Origin of the sequence: Emticicia sp. BO119, assembly GCF_013912375.1 — a bacterium.
Classification (GTDB): Bacteria; Bacteroidota; Bacteroidia; order Cytophagales; family Spirosomataceae; genus Emticicia.
On record NZ_JACETV010000001.1, the window covers coordinates 1296843 to 1313034 of the forward strand.

Below are 16192 nucleotides of genomic sequence, written 5' to 3' on the forward strand. Positions count from 1 at the left end.
ATATTATTGTAAATCGAGCCTCAAAATTAGTTCAGAACTATTCAGAATCAAATTCTGTTGACTAATTTTGCATATTATTTCACTAAAACGGCAGACTTTGAATCTGCGACAGTTATACACATGAGCAAACACGGACGAATTTTAGTCGCCATGAGTGGCGGTATTGACAGCTCTCTGGCAGCTGTTCTTCTTCATGAACAAGGATACGAAGTGATAGGAATGACCATGAAAACATGGGATTATGCATCCTCTGGAGGCAACAAAAAAGAAACAGGTTGCTGTAGCCTTGATTCTATTAACGATGCCCGAAATATAGCCGTAAATCTTGGTTTTCCGCATTATATTTTAGATATAAGAAATGAGTTTGGTGATTACGTAATAGACCATTTTACTGGAGAATATCTGGAGGGCAGAACCCCAAACCCGTGTGTATTATGTAATACGCACATAAAATGGGACGCACTTCTACGCAGAGCCGATAAGTTAGATTGTGAGTTTATCGCCACAGGTCACTACGCAAACATAAGAAAAGAGAATAGCAGATATATTATTTCAAAAGGTGTTGATACCTGGAAAGATCAAAGCTATGTGCTTTGGGGGGTGTCTCAGGAAAGTCTTGCCAGAACACAACTACCCCTGGGGCATCTGAAAAAGACAGAAATAAGAGCAATGGCTACTGAAAAGGGATTTTATGATTTGGTTAATAAGTCTGAATCCTACGAAATATGTTTTGTACCTGATAATGATTACAGGGGCTTTTTGAAACGCAGGGTAGACGGCCTTGAAGACAGGGTAAGAGGCGGAAATTTTGTAATGCAGGATGGAAAGGTAGTTGGCCAGCACGAAGGCTACCCATTCTATACAATAGGCCAGAGAAAAGGTTTAGGAATTGCTTTAGGTAAACCTGTCTTTGTAACTGAAATAAGAAAAGATACGAATGAAGTAGTTTTGGGTGAAGAAAAAGATCTGGAAAGAGATGGTATGATGGTAGGAAAATTAGTGATGCAAAAATATGAAAGCCTTATTGACCGACCTTTGGAAACGATAACCAAAGTACGCTATAAACATGAGGGATCACCTGCCCAGATTATACAGGAAGGCCAAAAAATGAAAGTCGTTTTTCATGAACCCGTAACCGGAATCGCACCAGGTCAGGCTGCTGTTTTCTATGAGGGTGACGATGTAGTTGGGGGTGGCTGGATATTAAAAAGTTTTAGACAATCAGTTGAGAATTTTCAATAATTATTTAAGATAGCTTATTCCTCAATAGGCATAATTAGTTGATTCAATAAAGAAAGTGTTTCATTTACCAAAAAAGTGAAACACTTTTTTATGTCATAATAACAAATATACGCTTAATCCGTTATATTTGAAGTATTTACCGGATAATCTATGAAGAAGAATTTACTCGTATTTTTATTGCTTTTGCTTCAATTTTCTGTGATTGCGCAGAACCAATATTTAGTAGTCTTTAAGGACAAGGCCAGTTCAGATTATTCTATCTCAAATCCAAAGCAATTTCTTTCTGACCGTTCTATTCAGAGACGTATCAAACAAAATATAGCTATTACGGAGCGTGATTTACCTCCAAATACTGCCTACCTGAGTGAAGTCAGTAAGACAGGTGCAAGGATATTGTATAAATCGCGTTGGTTAAACGCTGCTCTAATTGATGCAAGTCCGGCAATTTTAAATCAGGTGCTGAAACTCTCTTTTGTAAAAGGATTGGAAGGAAAAGGCGATATCAGAAATGCTCGCACTGGTGAAGTAGCTGAATCAGCGAAACCAAGGAGTAAATTTGATTCGGAAGAGGTTACAGATAATGGTTTTTCACAAACCCAACTGGCTATGTTAGGGGCAGATAAAATGCACCAGAGAGGTTTTAAAGGAGAGGGGATGTTAATAGGAGTGTTGGATTCGGGTTTTCAGAATGCAGACCAACTCAGTTTTTTTAAAGATTTATTTACAGATAAGAGAGTAATTGGTACTTACGATTTTGTTGACAGGGAGTTGAATGTTTATAATGATCACTCTCATGGTACTAACGTGCTATCATGTATGGCTGCCTATGAAAGTGGAAAGATAGTTGGTACAGCTTATAAAGCGAGTTATTTATTATTACGAACAGAAGATGTCTTTTCTGAAACCAGACGAGAAGAAGCTAACTGGCTTTTTGGAGCCGAAATGGCTGATAGCGTAGGGGTTGATGTGATTAATACTTCTTTAGGCTACTCTACTTTTGATAATCCGGCACAGGATTATAAATATTCGGATATGAATGGCGATCGTGCCCTGGCTACAAGAGCGGCTGACTGGGCAGCTCAGGCAGGAATATTAGTAGTTGCATCAGCTGGGAATGAAGGAAGTGGATCATGGAAATACATTGGTACTCCGGCAGATGCCGATTCAATAATTGCAGTGGGAGCGGTTGCCGGTAACAGAAGTGTGGCTTCATTTAGTTCTTATGGGCCTTCAATTGATGGAAGAACCAAGCCTGATTTGGCAGCGCAAGGTTATCAGACACTGGTTGGAACTCCATCCAATTCGTTAGGGTATTCAAATGGAACCTCTTTTGCTTCCCCCTTACTGGCCGGTTTTGCAGCCAGTTTCTGGCAGGCATTTCCAGAATTAACTAATATGCAGGTCAGACAATATCTGATCCGGTCGGCAAGTCAATATGAAAATCCTGACGATAGAGTAGGGTATGGGATTCCAGATTTTGATAAAGCCTACGAAATAGCAGAACTCGAACAACTAATTGCCAGCTTGAAGAAACAAGGTAAAGATGTAGTAGTATTCCCTAATCCATCAAATGGTCAGACAGAGGCCATGAAGGTATGGGTACTTAAAGATGATGCCGGGCAGAATTTTGAGTATAAATTAATAGATATGACAGGGAAAGTAATTTGGTCTTTGACAACAACAGACAAGTATATTACTATTCCGGCGAAAATTGATTATTTGCAGACTAATTATATACTCAAAGTAACTTCTGAGACTCTGAACTTTACAACCAAAGTGGCAAGAAACTAAAGTTAATTGATCAGAAACACATTAAAAAAATTGATGGTTTCACTGTGCACATAACTCAATGCTGCACAAATATACTGGTTTTGAATATAGAGCTAACCGACTTTAATCAGTAATCACTCAATTGTGGTGATTCTATAGAAAAGTTACAGTTTCGAATCATAAATTTATTACATTTTTTTTTAGATGTGTTAATTTGATTTTTTAGTTTGATAGAAATTTTTCATCTAAATCTTAAGGGTCTACATAGTATTCTTTCTTGAAAAGAGTCTTTAGGAGTATGAAAATGTAATTATTCTAAGAAATGTAAAGTGAGTCAGGCTATAGAGAATCTATTCACACTTTACAACTCAATATTTACATGATTTTATAATTTTTGTACTCGCCAACTCTCCAGCCTGTAAGATTTTCTATAAAAAATAGAATTTTATTTTTAAGACTATATTTTTTTTCAGCCACATCAAATTGAAAGTTCCATTTTGCATTTTCAATCCGGTTTTTCATGACCTTCGGGTGAGTTCCTGTAAAGATTCTCAAAGAATCAATTTTTGAATAATCGAAATCGGTATTTTCTGGTTGAATCTTGTCTATTTCTTCTGGTGAATGCCATAAAGCAATGAAACCACGTATTTTCTCTGCCATTTTTTTAGGAGGCTTCACCCAACCGTAATGATAAATATAAGCATCTATCGGTTTTACATATAATTTACTATTATCTGACTTCCTGAAACCCTGTGCATCACGGTACGAAACAACTTGTTTTGTATGCCTTATAATTCTTATTTCATTCCTGTACCACTTTCTTGAATCAGCTAAGTAGTTATACGAACCATAGAAATGAGTATATTTAAAAAGTAATCCTTCTACTGTCAGATCATATTCATATTGACTCATCGCTTTTCTGATAGTATCATGGTATTTTTCATGAACTACTTCATCACACTGAATATAAAATGCCCAGGTGGTATCAGAACTAATGGCTGCAAGAGCTTTATCAGTTTCAACCGCCAGGACTCTACCCCCCGTTTTCAATGAGTCGTCCCAAATGGTTTCTATAATACGTATTTTGTCTGAATCAATTGATTGGATTAAGGCTAAGGTATTATCTTCAGATTGACCCACAGCTACAACAACTTCATCACACAAAGGTAATATTGATGTAATGGCCTCAATAGCCGGATAATCATATTTAATAGCGTTTCGTACTATAGTAAAGCCTGTGACTTTCATAAGGATTTTAGGATTTTTCTAACCATTTCTTTATTTGATACGTTTTATCAACCATTCTCATTATTGAGTCTTCACTATTTAATTCTTTAACTTTGCTTAATTCAACCCATGCCAGATCATTCGATTCTTCATTAATTAATAAAGGAGAGTCTTTATCTGCTGTAAACAGAAAACGTATATCATAATGCAAATGAGCCGGAATACCTTTTCTCTCTGGTATTTGATGAATATCCACATCAAATATTGCCTCATTGACCGCTTTAATATCTTTTGCCCCTGTTTCTTCTATAGCCTCTTTTAAAGCAACTGCCAATACATCACTATCTCCGTCGCAATGGCCACCAGGTTGAAACCACCTGTTTAGTTTTCTGTGATGCATTAATAAAACAAATTTTCCTGAATTATCTAACACCCATGCCGATCCGGTAACATGTCCAATTAATAATTCTCTATCAAAACAATTCTCGTGGGCTCTGATAAATTCAATTGTATTCCGGGTCATTTGCTCTTCATTTCGGTTATACCCACTATGCTTACTCAATAATTCAAGTATTTTTTTTCGGTGCATACTTCAACAATTATTATTAATTTGCAACGAAAATTAGTTTATTAAATCAACGAAATATCACAATTAAATGAAAAAAATTACATGTCTTATTGTAAGTTGTTTATTGTCAGCAACTTATGCTTTTGCTCAGGTAGCTCCTGCCCCAAGCCCGGCTGCTTCTGTTTCTCAGGTGGTTGGAACTACAAAAATCTCAGTTGATTATTCTCGCCCTATGTTGAGAGGTAGGGAGATTTTCGGCAAACTAATTCCTTTTGATAAAGTATATCGTACAGGAGCGAACGCCTCCACAAAATTTGAAACATCAGGTGATATTACTATACAAGGAAAAACTCTTAAAGCAGGTAAATATGCGATTATGTCAATTCCGAATGCAACCAACTGGACTGTTATTTTTAGCAAAGACCTTAATGTGACCGAACAGAGCTACAGTCAATCAAGCGATGTATTGAGAGTAACAGCGCCTAATCAAACAGTACCGACAGTTGAATCGTTTACAATAGATTTTTCTGATGTAAAAGATGATGCAGCTACTTTGAACATTTCATGGGAGAAAACAAAAGTTTCCCTGGCAATTGGGGTTGATAACGTGACTGCTATGGAAACTGCATTGGTACAAAAAAATAATGATGCCGCAGGTGCTTTCCAGCAAGCGGCTGAGTATATGCTAAATAAAGGAATGGATTTGAGTAAAGCCTTGACTTTGGTTGACAAGTCATTAACCTTGCGTGAAAACTTCCGTAATAACTGGATTAAAGCACAGATTCTTGATAAATTAGGAAAACCATCTGAGGCTTTAGGTTTTGCATTAAAAGCACAGACTTTAGGTGATGGCGACGGCGTTTATCCGTTTTTTAAAGATAGCATCGAAAAAGGTATTACAGATTTGAAGGCGAAAATTCCAACAGAGGCCCCAAGTGTTACCACTCCGGTCAAGAAAAAGAAAAAGGCCTGATTATAGTACTTACTTAAAGCAAAATCCCGAATGGAGTCTATACCATTTGGGATTTTGCTTTAATATGAGTTATAATATTGTACTTCCGTAATTATTAAAATCATAAAATATTTGAGAAAAGAAGATTTAAACTTAACTTTAAACAATCACTGCTTGGTGACAGATTATTATTAAATACTATCCATGACTACTGACTCAATCAATTCTAAAAAACAAACACTTTATATAATTCTGTGTGGTATTTTTTTGACCAATGCCATCGTAGCAGAAATCATTGGCTCAAAAATTTTCTCGGTTGAGCAGACTTTAGGTATTGCTCCTTTACAATTACCTCTGTTTGGTCAGAAATTTGATTTTAACATGTCCGCCGGGGTATTAAACTGGCCTTTTGTTTTTATTACTTCTGACATTATCAATGAATACTTTGGTAAAAGCGGTGTAAGAAAGATATCTTACCTGACGGCCATATTAATTGCCTATGCTTTTATCATTATTTATATTTCAACGATTGTTACACCCGCTGAATTCTGGGTAAACCACAATAATAAAGATTTATCTGGTAACGCGTTGAACATCAATGATGCATATAAGATTATTTTCAGACAAGGTCTTGGAATAATTCTGGGTTCAATTTCGGCCTTTCTTGTAGGACAGGTTTTAGATGCAACCGTCTTTCATTGGTTGAGGAAATATACCAATAATAAAATGATCTGGCTGAGGGCTACGGGTTCAACCATTGTGTCGCAGTTAATAGATAGTTTTGTTGTTGTATTTATTGCTTTTTATGTATTTAATAACTGGACATTAACAGAGGTATTCACGACGGGTACTAATAACTATATCTATAAATTTGTTGTAGCGGTGGTTTTAACACCAGTGATATACTTAGCACATAACCTGATTGATAAGTATTTAGGAAAAGAGCACGCGCATAAAATTATTGATGAAGCCACATTTACCCCGATGTAAGTATCCCAGGATGCTAAAAGTAGTTATATTTTAACGATAAAAGAGAAGTATTTACTGCTCTTTTATCGTTGGGATTTTTGAAATATCCACCTGACAGGTACCACAGCCTTTTGCGCATCCGGCATTATTGTTGACTGCGAACTGTTTTCTGACTGTATTTCCTAAATAAGCCAAAGCGCCTAAAAATACGACACCAATAACAATATTTTCTATCATCTTCTTCCTAATGCTTGTAAAATATGCTGATAATGATGCTCTGAATGCCAGGCATACAAAGCAATAACCTCCTGAATTTCAAAAGACTTCTGATAACCACCATGATAATAGGTCTTTTTTAATGACTGTTTATCAAGACCTTTAAATAAAAATACCATTCGCTTATGTACGCCTTCAACAATTTGCAATGAGGGCTTAATTGGCATTTGATGGTCAGGCAATTGTGCCCATGCTGCTTCATCATAACCTTTTATTGGCGGATTTTGTTCAGTCAGAGCAAATCGAATGCGTGTAAACATATTAATATGGCTATCAGCGATATGATGCACTACCTGTCTGACAGTCCAGCCATCCGGGCGATAAGGAGTATTTAATTCTTCATCGGTCAATTTAGCAGTTAAAGCTTTGAGCCGTTGGGGAAGTTTTTCTAAAACCTTAATGTGTGCTTTAGTATCACGCAAGGTATATTTTTTTCCATAAACAAAGTCTCCAATCGGATATTTCAGTTGTTCAAGTGTCATGAGCGGTTATTTAAAAGGTGTTTCAATACCAGTAACGCTGTATTTCAGCCAATAGTTCTTCATGAACTGCCGATCCTGCCACTACATCACCTCTGAAAAGATGTTCGTTCGTGCCTCCGAAATCGGTCGCAGTCCCACCTGCTTCAGTAATTAATAATATACCGGCCGCCATATCCCAGGCATTGAGATTGTATTCGTAAAAACCATCAAAATACCCACAGGCTACGTAGGCTAAATCAATAGCGGCCGAACCCATCCGCCTCAAACCATGTGTCTTCTGCATAAGAGATTCTAATATTTTGAGGTATCTGTCCTGATTCTCAAATTTATAGTAAGGAAATCCTGTTGCTAATAGACTTTCACCAAGATGCTTGTTAGGCGACACACTTATTTTTTTACCATTTTTAAAAGCCCCGCCACCTTTGGTTGCCGAGAAAGTCTCTTGTGTACAGACATTATAAACTACACCTACCAGTACATCTTTGCCTCTTGCTAAAGCCAGACTTACTGAATAATTAGGCAGATTATGGACGAAATTAGCTGTACCATCCAGTGGGTCAATAATCCAGTTTAATCCCTCTATGTCTTTGGTGTCAGCCGTTCCTTCTTCTGTAATAAATCCGGCATCCGGCAGAATCTGTTCCAGTTTACCGACAATCAGTTTCTCTGTTTCTTTATCAACATATGATACTACGTTATTTACCGCTTTATATTCAACTGATGTGGTACTGAATTTCTTTGCCTCTGTGGCAATAAATTGTCCTGCTTCCTGTGCTACCAGAATTACTTCCTGACAGATTTTTTCTAAATTCATATTTTATTTAGCATGAGCTTCCAGCTCGAATAATATTTTACAAACCCTGTATATTTTTCCCTTTCGGATATTTAACGTTATATTTTAGAATAATTTCTTTGTTATCGAGCGGTTGCAAAGTCAGATTCCAGATGAGCTTCCCGGTTTCTTTGTTATAGTCAGCGCCTTGTAACTCTTCCGTTTCAACTTCAATTCTACTATCTTGTGAGATAGGCACCTGATCTTCAATCACAATATTGATTGGTTCGCTCTTGGTATTTCTTAGCGTGATTCTAAACCCAAAAGATTCTCTGACATTCGAACCAATATTTCTGCGTGTTTTAAACGCTTCAATTGTTTCACGTTTGGTAATGATTTTTTTATCACGACCCAACGAAATCAATAAAGAGTCTTTAGTATCATTATTAGCAATGGTTGAAGTACCTACGAATGTGCCTTCAAAATAAATATTTGCATTACCCGGAAGCAAATTGTATTTTTCCCAATTGGTGATAATGGCAGTCAGAAAGGCATCTCTGTCATATTTTGGAACAGCATAATATTTGTAAGTAGCAGGCAGATTAAAATTCTGAATATCAACCATTTCTGGGTTTCCTCCTGAAATAACTGTATAAGGCATTGAAATGTCAAAGTTTACCGCTAAAGTGGTTTGAATAGTGCTGACAAAATCGGCAGTTGTGGCAAAACCAGCTTCTTTCTCTGAATCTGCAACGACAGCAGCCACTTCGTTAACACTTGGAGGAGGAGACACCATACGCATAGCTTTAGCGTTAGCCACTGGCTCATAAACACTCACATACTGTGTGTATAATTCTGGTTTTGTACCACCCTCTGATGGATTTGATGTTGATAACGTGAGTCTTACGTTTTTCCAGTCGATACCAGTACTTTGATATACATTGGCACGATAAGCCAGAGCTATGTCTCCTTTTGTATCTTTGGCTCTTATGTCATAAACAGGTGACCAACCGGCGGCATTAGCCACATAACTCAGATTAATGTCAAGGGTAGCATTGGCTTTAGATGATACGGTTAATTCTATTTCTCCGGCAGGTTGATTGAGATTCCCTCCTTGTGAAGTAAGCTGCCGTTGCAAACGAGCTAATTTATCATTGGCTTCTTTTGATTGTCGAGACAATTGCATCTGGCGGGTGCCTATTTCAGTGAGTTTAGTGCGGAAGAAATCAAGCATTTCTTTTAAATCTTCCGGAGTTACTCCATCTTTTTCGTTTTTGATACTGGCATTTGCCATCAACATATTCCGCTCGTTATCAGCCACTTTTATCAGCATATCAATGGTTTCTACCTCGGTTCTGGTAATCCTGATAGAATCCTCCAATACATTTCGCTTTTTATTTCCTAAATAATTATGCTTGAATTTCACACCCATAATCACTACATCACCTTTACCACCTACCTGAATACTATTGGCATCTATGGTTGAGGCTACATTGCTGATAATGACCTTGGTAGTCCCTGTCTGAACTTTAGCACTTACTTTTGCATCAATTTGTGCACGATTCAGAAAAACTGTAATATGTTGATTGTCAGCATCTACACGAATCTGATTCTGAGAGAAAACAAAGATTCGCATACCCAATAGCAAGGTAATGAACAGAGAGCCTGTGAAAAAAGATTTTTTCATAACAAATAGGTTTAGAAAGAAAGGTGGTTGAATGTGTTTAGCTTAACACATTAACGATTTTAATTGCCTGAAATTTAGCTAATCTTGAAGACAATTTTAAGAAAAAATATTGGGTTTGCCGTTTTTTATTTTCCTTTGCTGAAAAAATAAAATTGATACAATATATTTTCATCGAGTGAGTTCGGTGATTGTTAGCAATCGAAAAAATGATTAAGGAAAAAAGATTAAGAAGTTTTACCGAAAGAATATTTAAAGCTTTTGGCTGTTCTACCAAAGATGCCAGACTTGCTGCTGATGTATTGGTTTCCGCCGATTTAAGAGGTGTAGATTCTCATGGAACAGCTCGTTTAGCAGGATATGTGAGATTATACGATAATGGCCGTTTGAATCCAACACCACAAATCAGAATTATTCATGAAACCCCCTCAACGGCAGTGATTGATGGAGATAAGGGATTAGGACTGGTTGTTGCACCGTTTGCTATGAAGGTAGCCATGAAAAAGGCCAAACGATATGGTTCAGGCTGGATTTCAGTTCAGAATTCCAATCACTTTGGTATAGCAGGTTATCATTCAATGTTGGCTCTGCAAGAAGATATGATTGGCTGGGCAATGACCAATGCGGCGCCATTAGTAGTACCGACCTTTGCCACAGAAAAAATGTTGGGAACCAACCCTATTGCTGTTTCTGTGCCAGCCGGAAAGCAACCACCATTTGTGGCCGATTTTGCTACTACAGCCGTAGCATATGGTAAATTGGAAATCCTGCAACGTAAAGGGCTACCTGCCCCGATCGGTTGGGTACAGGATGCCAACGGTGGGTCAACCGACGATTCTAATGCCATTAAAAATGGGGGAGGGCTTTTGCCTTTAGGCGGAGACCGTGAACATGGTAGCCATAAAGGCTATGGATTAGGAGCTGTAGTGGATATTTTTTCCGGCGTATTATCAGGAGCTAATTTTGGCCCTTGGGTGCCGCCATTTGCTACGGCAGGTTTTCATGGCGTGGCAGCCGAACAGGTTGGTAAAGGCACAGGACATTTCTTAGGAGCGATGCGTATTGATGGTTTCCGACCGAAGGAAGAGTTTAAGGAAAGTATGGATACTTGGATTAAACGTTTCAGAGAAGCTAAGCATATCAGTGGTAGTCCTGTATTGATTCCAGGCGATCCTGAGAGAGAATTGGAAAAAATCAGAAGAGCGGATGGAATCCCATTAAATGAAAAAGTGATTGAAGATTTAAAAGGTTTAGGAGAAAGATTTAACGTAAAATTCTGATATTATTTTAACAATGTAACTGCACCTTGATTTTTCACAATTGCTCCGTCACTTAACTCTATTAATATTTTATATGTATAGATTCCTGGCGGCGCAATTTGTCCATGATAAGTGCCATTCCAACCATACTCTGCGTTCGAGGGTGGGATATTTTCTTTGATAAATATATTATTTCCCCATCGGTCGAAGATACTTAGTTCTTTTATCTGCCGCACGCACTTTGCTCCATAAATAAAGAATACATCGTTTATGCTATCCCCATTTGGAGAAAATGCCTGTGGGGCATAAGTGGTACTACAAGTATTGACTTTAATATTAAAAGATTCTTCTTTTTTGCACAGGTCATCATTCACTATAACCTTATAGGTGGTATTGTCAGTTGGTTTTACCCAGGTTTCGGCACAATTGGCGCAATAAACACTATTATCATCAGGTAACCACTCATACAAATAATTTCCTGCCGGGCTTGCCAGTGCGCTAAGTTCAATACTATCACCCAGCATTAAACTGAGATCATGCACTTGTATGGGTAAATCAAAGTTTCTGACCGTCAGATAGGTAGTGATAACACTATCACATATAGGGTTAGGATACTCTACTTTTGTTACATAAATTCCGGGTGTGGTATAACTCATAGAACCTACTTTCAATACCTGTCCCTGACAAATGGTTTTATCCTGTGTATAATAGTTTAAAGGATTTACGGTCAGATTAAGCGTAACAACACTATCGCAAATGCCAAAGCGATTGATGTTCTTTATGAACTGGCCTGGTGCTGTGTAATCCTGATCTTCGACCGTAAATTTCTGTCCGTCACAAATCGAGATATGTAATTCACTTTTACCGTCCTGATATTTAATGGTGTAATCTAACCTAAGTTCACAGTCATCACTCAAACTACCAATCGGGACTACTTTTACATAGTATGGGTCACCTAATTTTGCTTTTACCTTAATAGTTGGTGTGGTTTCTCCGGTGCTCCAGGTATATTTTTTAAAGCCATCGGGTGCTTTCAAAGTGAGATCACCATCAGGTTCGGGACAAATAGAGGTAGTTTTTATTTCTGATTTCAGGCATTGGGCATCAAAATAGGCGTAGCCTTCATGAGAATTTTTAGTGCAGCCATGTGCTGTTACTTCTATTGAAATGATTTGCCCGACATAATCTCTTAAATCTACTGCTCCGGTTGTCCAGGGTCTATATTGATATACACCCTGCGACTTAAAACCATCAGCGGTACCATCTTGCAATAGTTGTACGTCAAAAGTATTACACGTTAATTCCTGTCCCGTTTGGTTGCGGATTATAATAGTAAAACCCGGTTTCTGAAAGGCCAGATGGCCTGATACATCGTTTTCAAGCACAACCGCAAATTTGTATTGAAATAAAGTATTATCTGGAGTAACAACGAAAGACGTTCTGATTCTGGCAAATCGATCGCCTGTGTCTGTATTGCCTATTCTGATAGAGTGAGTGCTACCAGGAGCTACCATTGGTATGGGTTCGGCTGTAATTTTAGGATCATTACCATCATTGAGGCTTGTTACGTAATGCTCTTTACCTCTTGTGCCAGGGTTTTCAACACCATAGTAAAACTTCTGACCAGAATCATAGACGCTGCCATAAGACAAAACCCAGCCATTGGTATTACCCATTTCAAAGCCGATATTAGATAAATCGGTCATTTGGGCATGGCCACACAACGCATAAAACAGAGCAAAGAATAATCGGGGTAATCCTTTTCTCATAACATATATCTGTTTGAGTGAAATTTATAATTCACACAGCAGTTTTCTATGTAAAAGTGGGGAAGTGTTCAGATGCAAGGGTTGGTATTGATATAGACGAAAAATGGTTGTAAAGCGTTGGCTCTCACGAGTTTTTTATAAAAATAATAGTTTAATGAAATATAAAAGCTCCTTTCAAAGTATTTTTAACGTACCCTAATTGTAACCAGATTCATTATGCCCATCCAATAGTTGATTATTTGATTAAATAAATTGCATACAGAGGTAAGGCACAGTAAGAAATGTTCTGAAAATATCTGATATTTTTTCGTAATTTTGCAGTTCACAGAACTCGTAATACATGAAAAAAGTTAAGGTTGGCTTAGTTCAGATGTCTTGTTCGGCTGATGTGACTGAAAATACGAATAAAGCCATTGCCGGAATTAAGAAAGCAGCTGAAAGTGGAGCAAATATTGTTTGTCTGCAAGAATTATTTACTTCGCTCTACTTTTGTGATGTAGAAGACCATGACAATTTTAAATTAGCTGAATCGATTCCCGGACCTACTACGATGACTTTGTCAGAGGTAGCCAAAGAAAACAATGTGGTGATTATCGCCTCATTATTTGAAAAACGTGCTGCCGGATTATACCATAATACTACCGCAGTGATTGATGCTGACGGGACTTATATGGGTAAGTATCGTAAGATGCATATTCCTGACGACCCGGGTTATTATGAGAAATTCTATTTTACACCAGGTGATTTAGGCTATAAGGTTTTTGATACAAAATTTGCAAAAATAGGTGTCCTTATTTGTTGGGATCAATGGTACCCTGAGGCTTCACGTATTACTTCTTTGATGGGGGCGGAGATTCTGTTTTTCCCGACTGCTATCGGTTGGGATACCAATGAGGAACAGGAGGAAGCAAATATTGAACAATATAATGCATGGCAGACGATTCAAAAAAGTCATGCAGTAGCCAATGGCGTGCACGTTGTATCAGTCAACAGAGTAGGGCAGGAGGCTGACCAGAAATTCTGGGGTGGTAGTTTTGTGGCTAATCCATTCGGAAGCTTGCTTTATCTGGCATCTCATGATAAAGAAGAAGTACATGTGCAGGAAATTGACCTAAACCTTACGGAAAAATATCGTACAACATGGCCTTATTTAAGGGATAGAAGAATTGATAGCTACGGCCCGATTCTGAAAAGATATATTGACGAATAACTAAAAACATATCCAAAGAAAATTACATCGGGTTACCGGTGGTTTAATAGAATTTTTAAATGCTTACAATTAATAATTTATCCTTTTATTTTGGTGGAAGAGCCATCTTTGATGGAGCAAGCTTACAGATTAAACCCAAAGATAGAGTCGGGCTGATTGGTCTGAACGGGATGGGGAAATCAACCCTGTTGAGACTGATTGTTGGAGAATACCAACCTGATGGCGGAAGTATCTCAAAATCTGGTGATACCACTATCGGTTTTTTGAATCAGGATTTATTATCATACCAGACACAGGACTCTATTCTGGCTGTTGCTATGCAGGCCTTCGAGCGTGAAAACTTCCTGCAAATAGAAATCGATAAGGTACTTCATGAAATGGAGGTAAATTATCGTGACGAACTGGTTGATAAATTAGGGCATCTGCAAGAGGAATTTGACCATCTGGGCGGCTACACCATTCAATCAAAAGCCGAAGAGATATTAGAAGGACTTGGCTTTAAGACTGAAGAATTACACAAACCGTTGAAAGAGTTTTCAGGTGGGTGGCGTATGCGTGTAATGTTGGCTAAATTGCTTTTGCAAAAACCATCGCTACTGCTACTCGACGAGCCTACCAACCACTTGGACTTACCGTCCATCCAATGGGTTGAAAAATATATTGTGAACTATGAAAACGCGGTGGTTGTAGTATCTCACGACCGTGAGTTCCTGGATAATGTTTGTAACACAACTGTTGAGGTAACACAGAATAAGCTCTGGTCATATCCGGGAAATTATTCTTTCTTTGTAGAGGAGAAAGCGCTAAGAAGTGAGATTCAGAAGAGTGCTTTTGAAAACCAACAGGCACAGATTCGTCAGACCGAGCGTTTTATTGAGCGTTTTAAAGCTAAGGCTTCTAAATCTCGTCAGGTACAATCCCGTGTGAAGGCTTTGAATAAGCTGGATTTGATTGATGATGTGATTGATGCGAATGCACGTGTGCACTTTAAATTTAAATTCAGTGTGAATCCTGGACGGAATGTAATGGCTCTGGAGCATGTGAATAAGGCTTATGGTGATAAGGTGATTCTGAAAGATTCGACTATTAATATTGAGAGAGGGGATAAGATTGCATTGATTGGTGCTAATGGTAAGGGAAAATCTACCTTATTAAGAATTATTGCCGGAACTGAAAATATAAACGGAAACCGAAAATTAGGACATAATGTAAACTTCTCTTTCTTTGCGCAGCACCAGTTAGAGTCTTTACATATGGACGAAACCTTACTGGAAGAGTTGAAGTATGCTGATTCTGCCAAAACTGAACAGGAGTTGCGTCTGGTTTTAGGCTGTTTCTTGTTTCAGGGAGAGGATGTATTTAAAAAAATAAAGGTTCTGTCAGGAGGTGAGAAATCTCGTGTGGCATTGGCAAAAGTATTGATTTCAGAAGCGAACTTCCTGTTATTAGATGAGCCTACCAACCACTTAGATATGCAATCGGTAAATATACTGATTCAGGCTTTAGACCAATATGAAGGCACTTATGTGGTTGTTTCCCATGACCGTCACTTTGTGAGTCAGGTTGCTAATAAAATCTGGTATATTGAAGATTATCAGATTAAAGAATATCCAGGTACTTATGATGAATATGAAACCTGGGTTGAGGAAAACAAAAATAATAAGCAGGCCGCACCAATACCACCCCCTGCACCTGTAAAGAAAGAAGAAAAACCTGCTCCATTAGTAGCGGTTAATACCAAAAATCAAAATGAGATTAAGAAACTGGAGCGTGAGATTGGAGAGGTTGAAGCAAAAATCACTGATTTAGAAAATAAAAAGGCGCTTTTAGAGGAGAAGCTGGCTGACCCGACAATTTTTGGAGATAGTGCTACTTTGCAAAAAACAAATAGCGATTACGAACAAACCAAGGCCGAATTAATAAAAATGAATGAGGTTTGGGAAAATAAAATGATGGAAATTGCCTAAAAATAAAGCCCCATTTTTCTGATCAGGAGAAATGGGGCTTTTAAA

14 protein-coding genes are annotated in these 16192 nt (G+C 37.9%); 7 read left to right on the forward strand and 7 right to left on the reverse strand.

Features of this window, described 5'->3' with window-relative positions; all coding sequences use genetic code 11:
- Positions 1–120 precede the first annotated feature (120 nt).
- Both mnmA and H1R81_RS05650 read left to right on the forward strand, forming a co-directional pair.
- Positions 121–1242: a tRNA 2-thiouridine(34) synthase MnmA gene (gene mnmA, locus H1R81_RS05645; RefSeq protein WP_181839685.1), complete on the forward strand. Its 1122-nt coding sequence runs from the start codon at positions 121–123 to the stop codon at positions 1240–1242.
- Positions 1243–1392: 150 nt separating this feature from the next.
- On the forward strand, positions 1393–3033 hold the full coding sequence (locus tag H1R81_RS05650) for a S8 family serine peptidase (RefSeq protein ID WP_181839686.1): 1641 nt from the start codon (positions 1393–1395) through the stop codon (positions 3031–3033).
- A 354-nt stretch (positions 3034–3387) separates the two neighbouring features.
- Here the strand turns inward: H1R81_RS05650 and H1R81_RS05655 are convergent, their stop codons facing one another.
- Positions 3388–4260, reverse strand: a complete 873-nt coding sequence (locus tag H1R81_RS05655; RefSeq protein WP_181839687.1) for a glycosyltransferase family 2 protein — start codon at positions 4258–4260, stop codon at positions 3388–3390.
- 7 nt (positions 4261–4267) lie between these two features.
- Positions 4268–4828: an NUDIX hydrolase gene (locus H1R81_RS05660; protein ID WP_181839688.1), complete on the reverse strand. Its 561-nt coding sequence runs from the start codon at positions 4826–4828 to the stop codon at positions 4268–4270.
- A gap of 67 nt (positions 4829–4895) precedes the next feature.
- On the opposite strand from H1R81_RS05660, the gene H1R81_RS05665 reads away from it, so the two are divergent.
- A complete protein-coding gene (locus H1R81_RS05665; protein ID WP_181839689.1) occupies positions 4896–5780 on the forward strand; it encodes a DUF2911 domain-containing protein in 885 nt (294 codons plus the stop codon).
- Positions 5781–5963: 183 nt separating this feature from the next.
- Complete coding sequence (locus tag H1R81_RS05670; RefSeq protein WP_181839690.1) at positions 5964–6749, forward strand: queuosine precursor transporter; 786 nt, start codon at positions 5964–5966, stop codon at positions 6747–6749.
- Between the two features lie 51 nt (positions 6750–6800).
- Here H1R81_RS05670 and H1R81_RS05675 read toward each other — a convergent pair whose 3' ends face one another.
- From H1R81_RS05675 to H1R81_RS05690, 4 genes are read right to left on the reverse strand one after another with little or no spacing between them, the layout of a single operon-like run.
- Complete coding sequence (locus H1R81_RS05675) at positions 6801–6965, reverse strand: FeoB-associated Cys-rich membrane protein (protein WP_181839691.1); 165 nt, start codon at positions 6963–6965, stop codon at positions 6801–6803.
- Entirely contained in the window at positions 6962–7486 is a 525-nt protein-coding gene (locus H1R81_RS05680) for a YfiT family bacillithiol transferase (protein ID WP_181839692.1), read from the reverse strand. The genes H1R81_RS05675 and H1R81_RS05680 overlap by 4 nt, the downstream gene beginning before the upstream one ends.
- Before the next feature lie 22 nt (positions 7487–7508).
- On the reverse strand, positions 7509–8300 hold the full coding sequence (locus H1R81_RS05685) for an inositol monophosphatase family protein (protein ID WP_181839693.1): 792 nt from the start codon (positions 8298–8300) through the stop codon (positions 7509–7511).
- A gap of 37 nt (positions 8301–8337) precedes the next feature.
- Positions 8338–9945 carry a mucoidy inhibitor MuiA family protein gene (locus H1R81_RS05690; protein ID WP_181839694.1) on the reverse strand — a complete coding sequence of 536 codons (1608 nt, stop codon included), beginning with the start codon at positions 9943–9945 and terminating at the stop codon, positions 8338–8340.
- Between the two features lie 206 nt (positions 9946–10151).
- Between H1R81_RS05690 and H1R81_RS05695 the strand changes: the two genes are divergently transcribed.
- On the forward strand, positions 10152–11222 hold the full coding sequence (locus H1R81_RS05695) for an Ldh family oxidoreductase (protein ID WP_181839695.1): 1071 nt from the start codon (positions 10152–10154) through the stop codon (positions 11220–11222).
- A gap of 2 nt (positions 11223–11224) precedes the next feature.
- Here the strand turns inward: H1R81_RS05695 and H1R81_RS05700 are convergent, their stop codons facing one another.
- Entirely contained in the window at positions 11225–12970 is a 1746-nt protein-coding gene (locus H1R81_RS05700; protein ID WP_181839696.1) for a gliding motility-associated C-terminal domain-containing protein, read from the reverse strand.
- Positions 12971–13310: 340 nt separating this feature from the next.
- Here H1R81_RS05700 and H1R81_RS05705 point away from each other — a divergent pair, with 340 nt between their 5' ends.
- Together H1R81_RS05705 and H1R81_RS05710 are read left to right on the forward strand one after the other, a co-directional pair.
- The gene (locus tag H1R81_RS05705) at positions 13311–14180 is read left to right on the forward strand and encodes a carbon-nitrogen hydrolase (protein ID WP_181839697.1); all 870 of its coding nucleotides are present in this window, start codon (positions 13311–13313) and stop codon (positions 14178–14180) included.
- A gap of 59 nt (positions 14181–14239) precedes the next feature.
- Entirely contained in the window at positions 14240–16147 is a 1908-nt protein-coding gene (locus H1R81_RS05710; RefSeq protein ID WP_181839698.1) for an ABC-F family ATP-binding cassette domain-containing protein, read from the forward strand.
- The last annotated feature ends 45 nt before the right edge of the window (positions 16148–16192 follow it).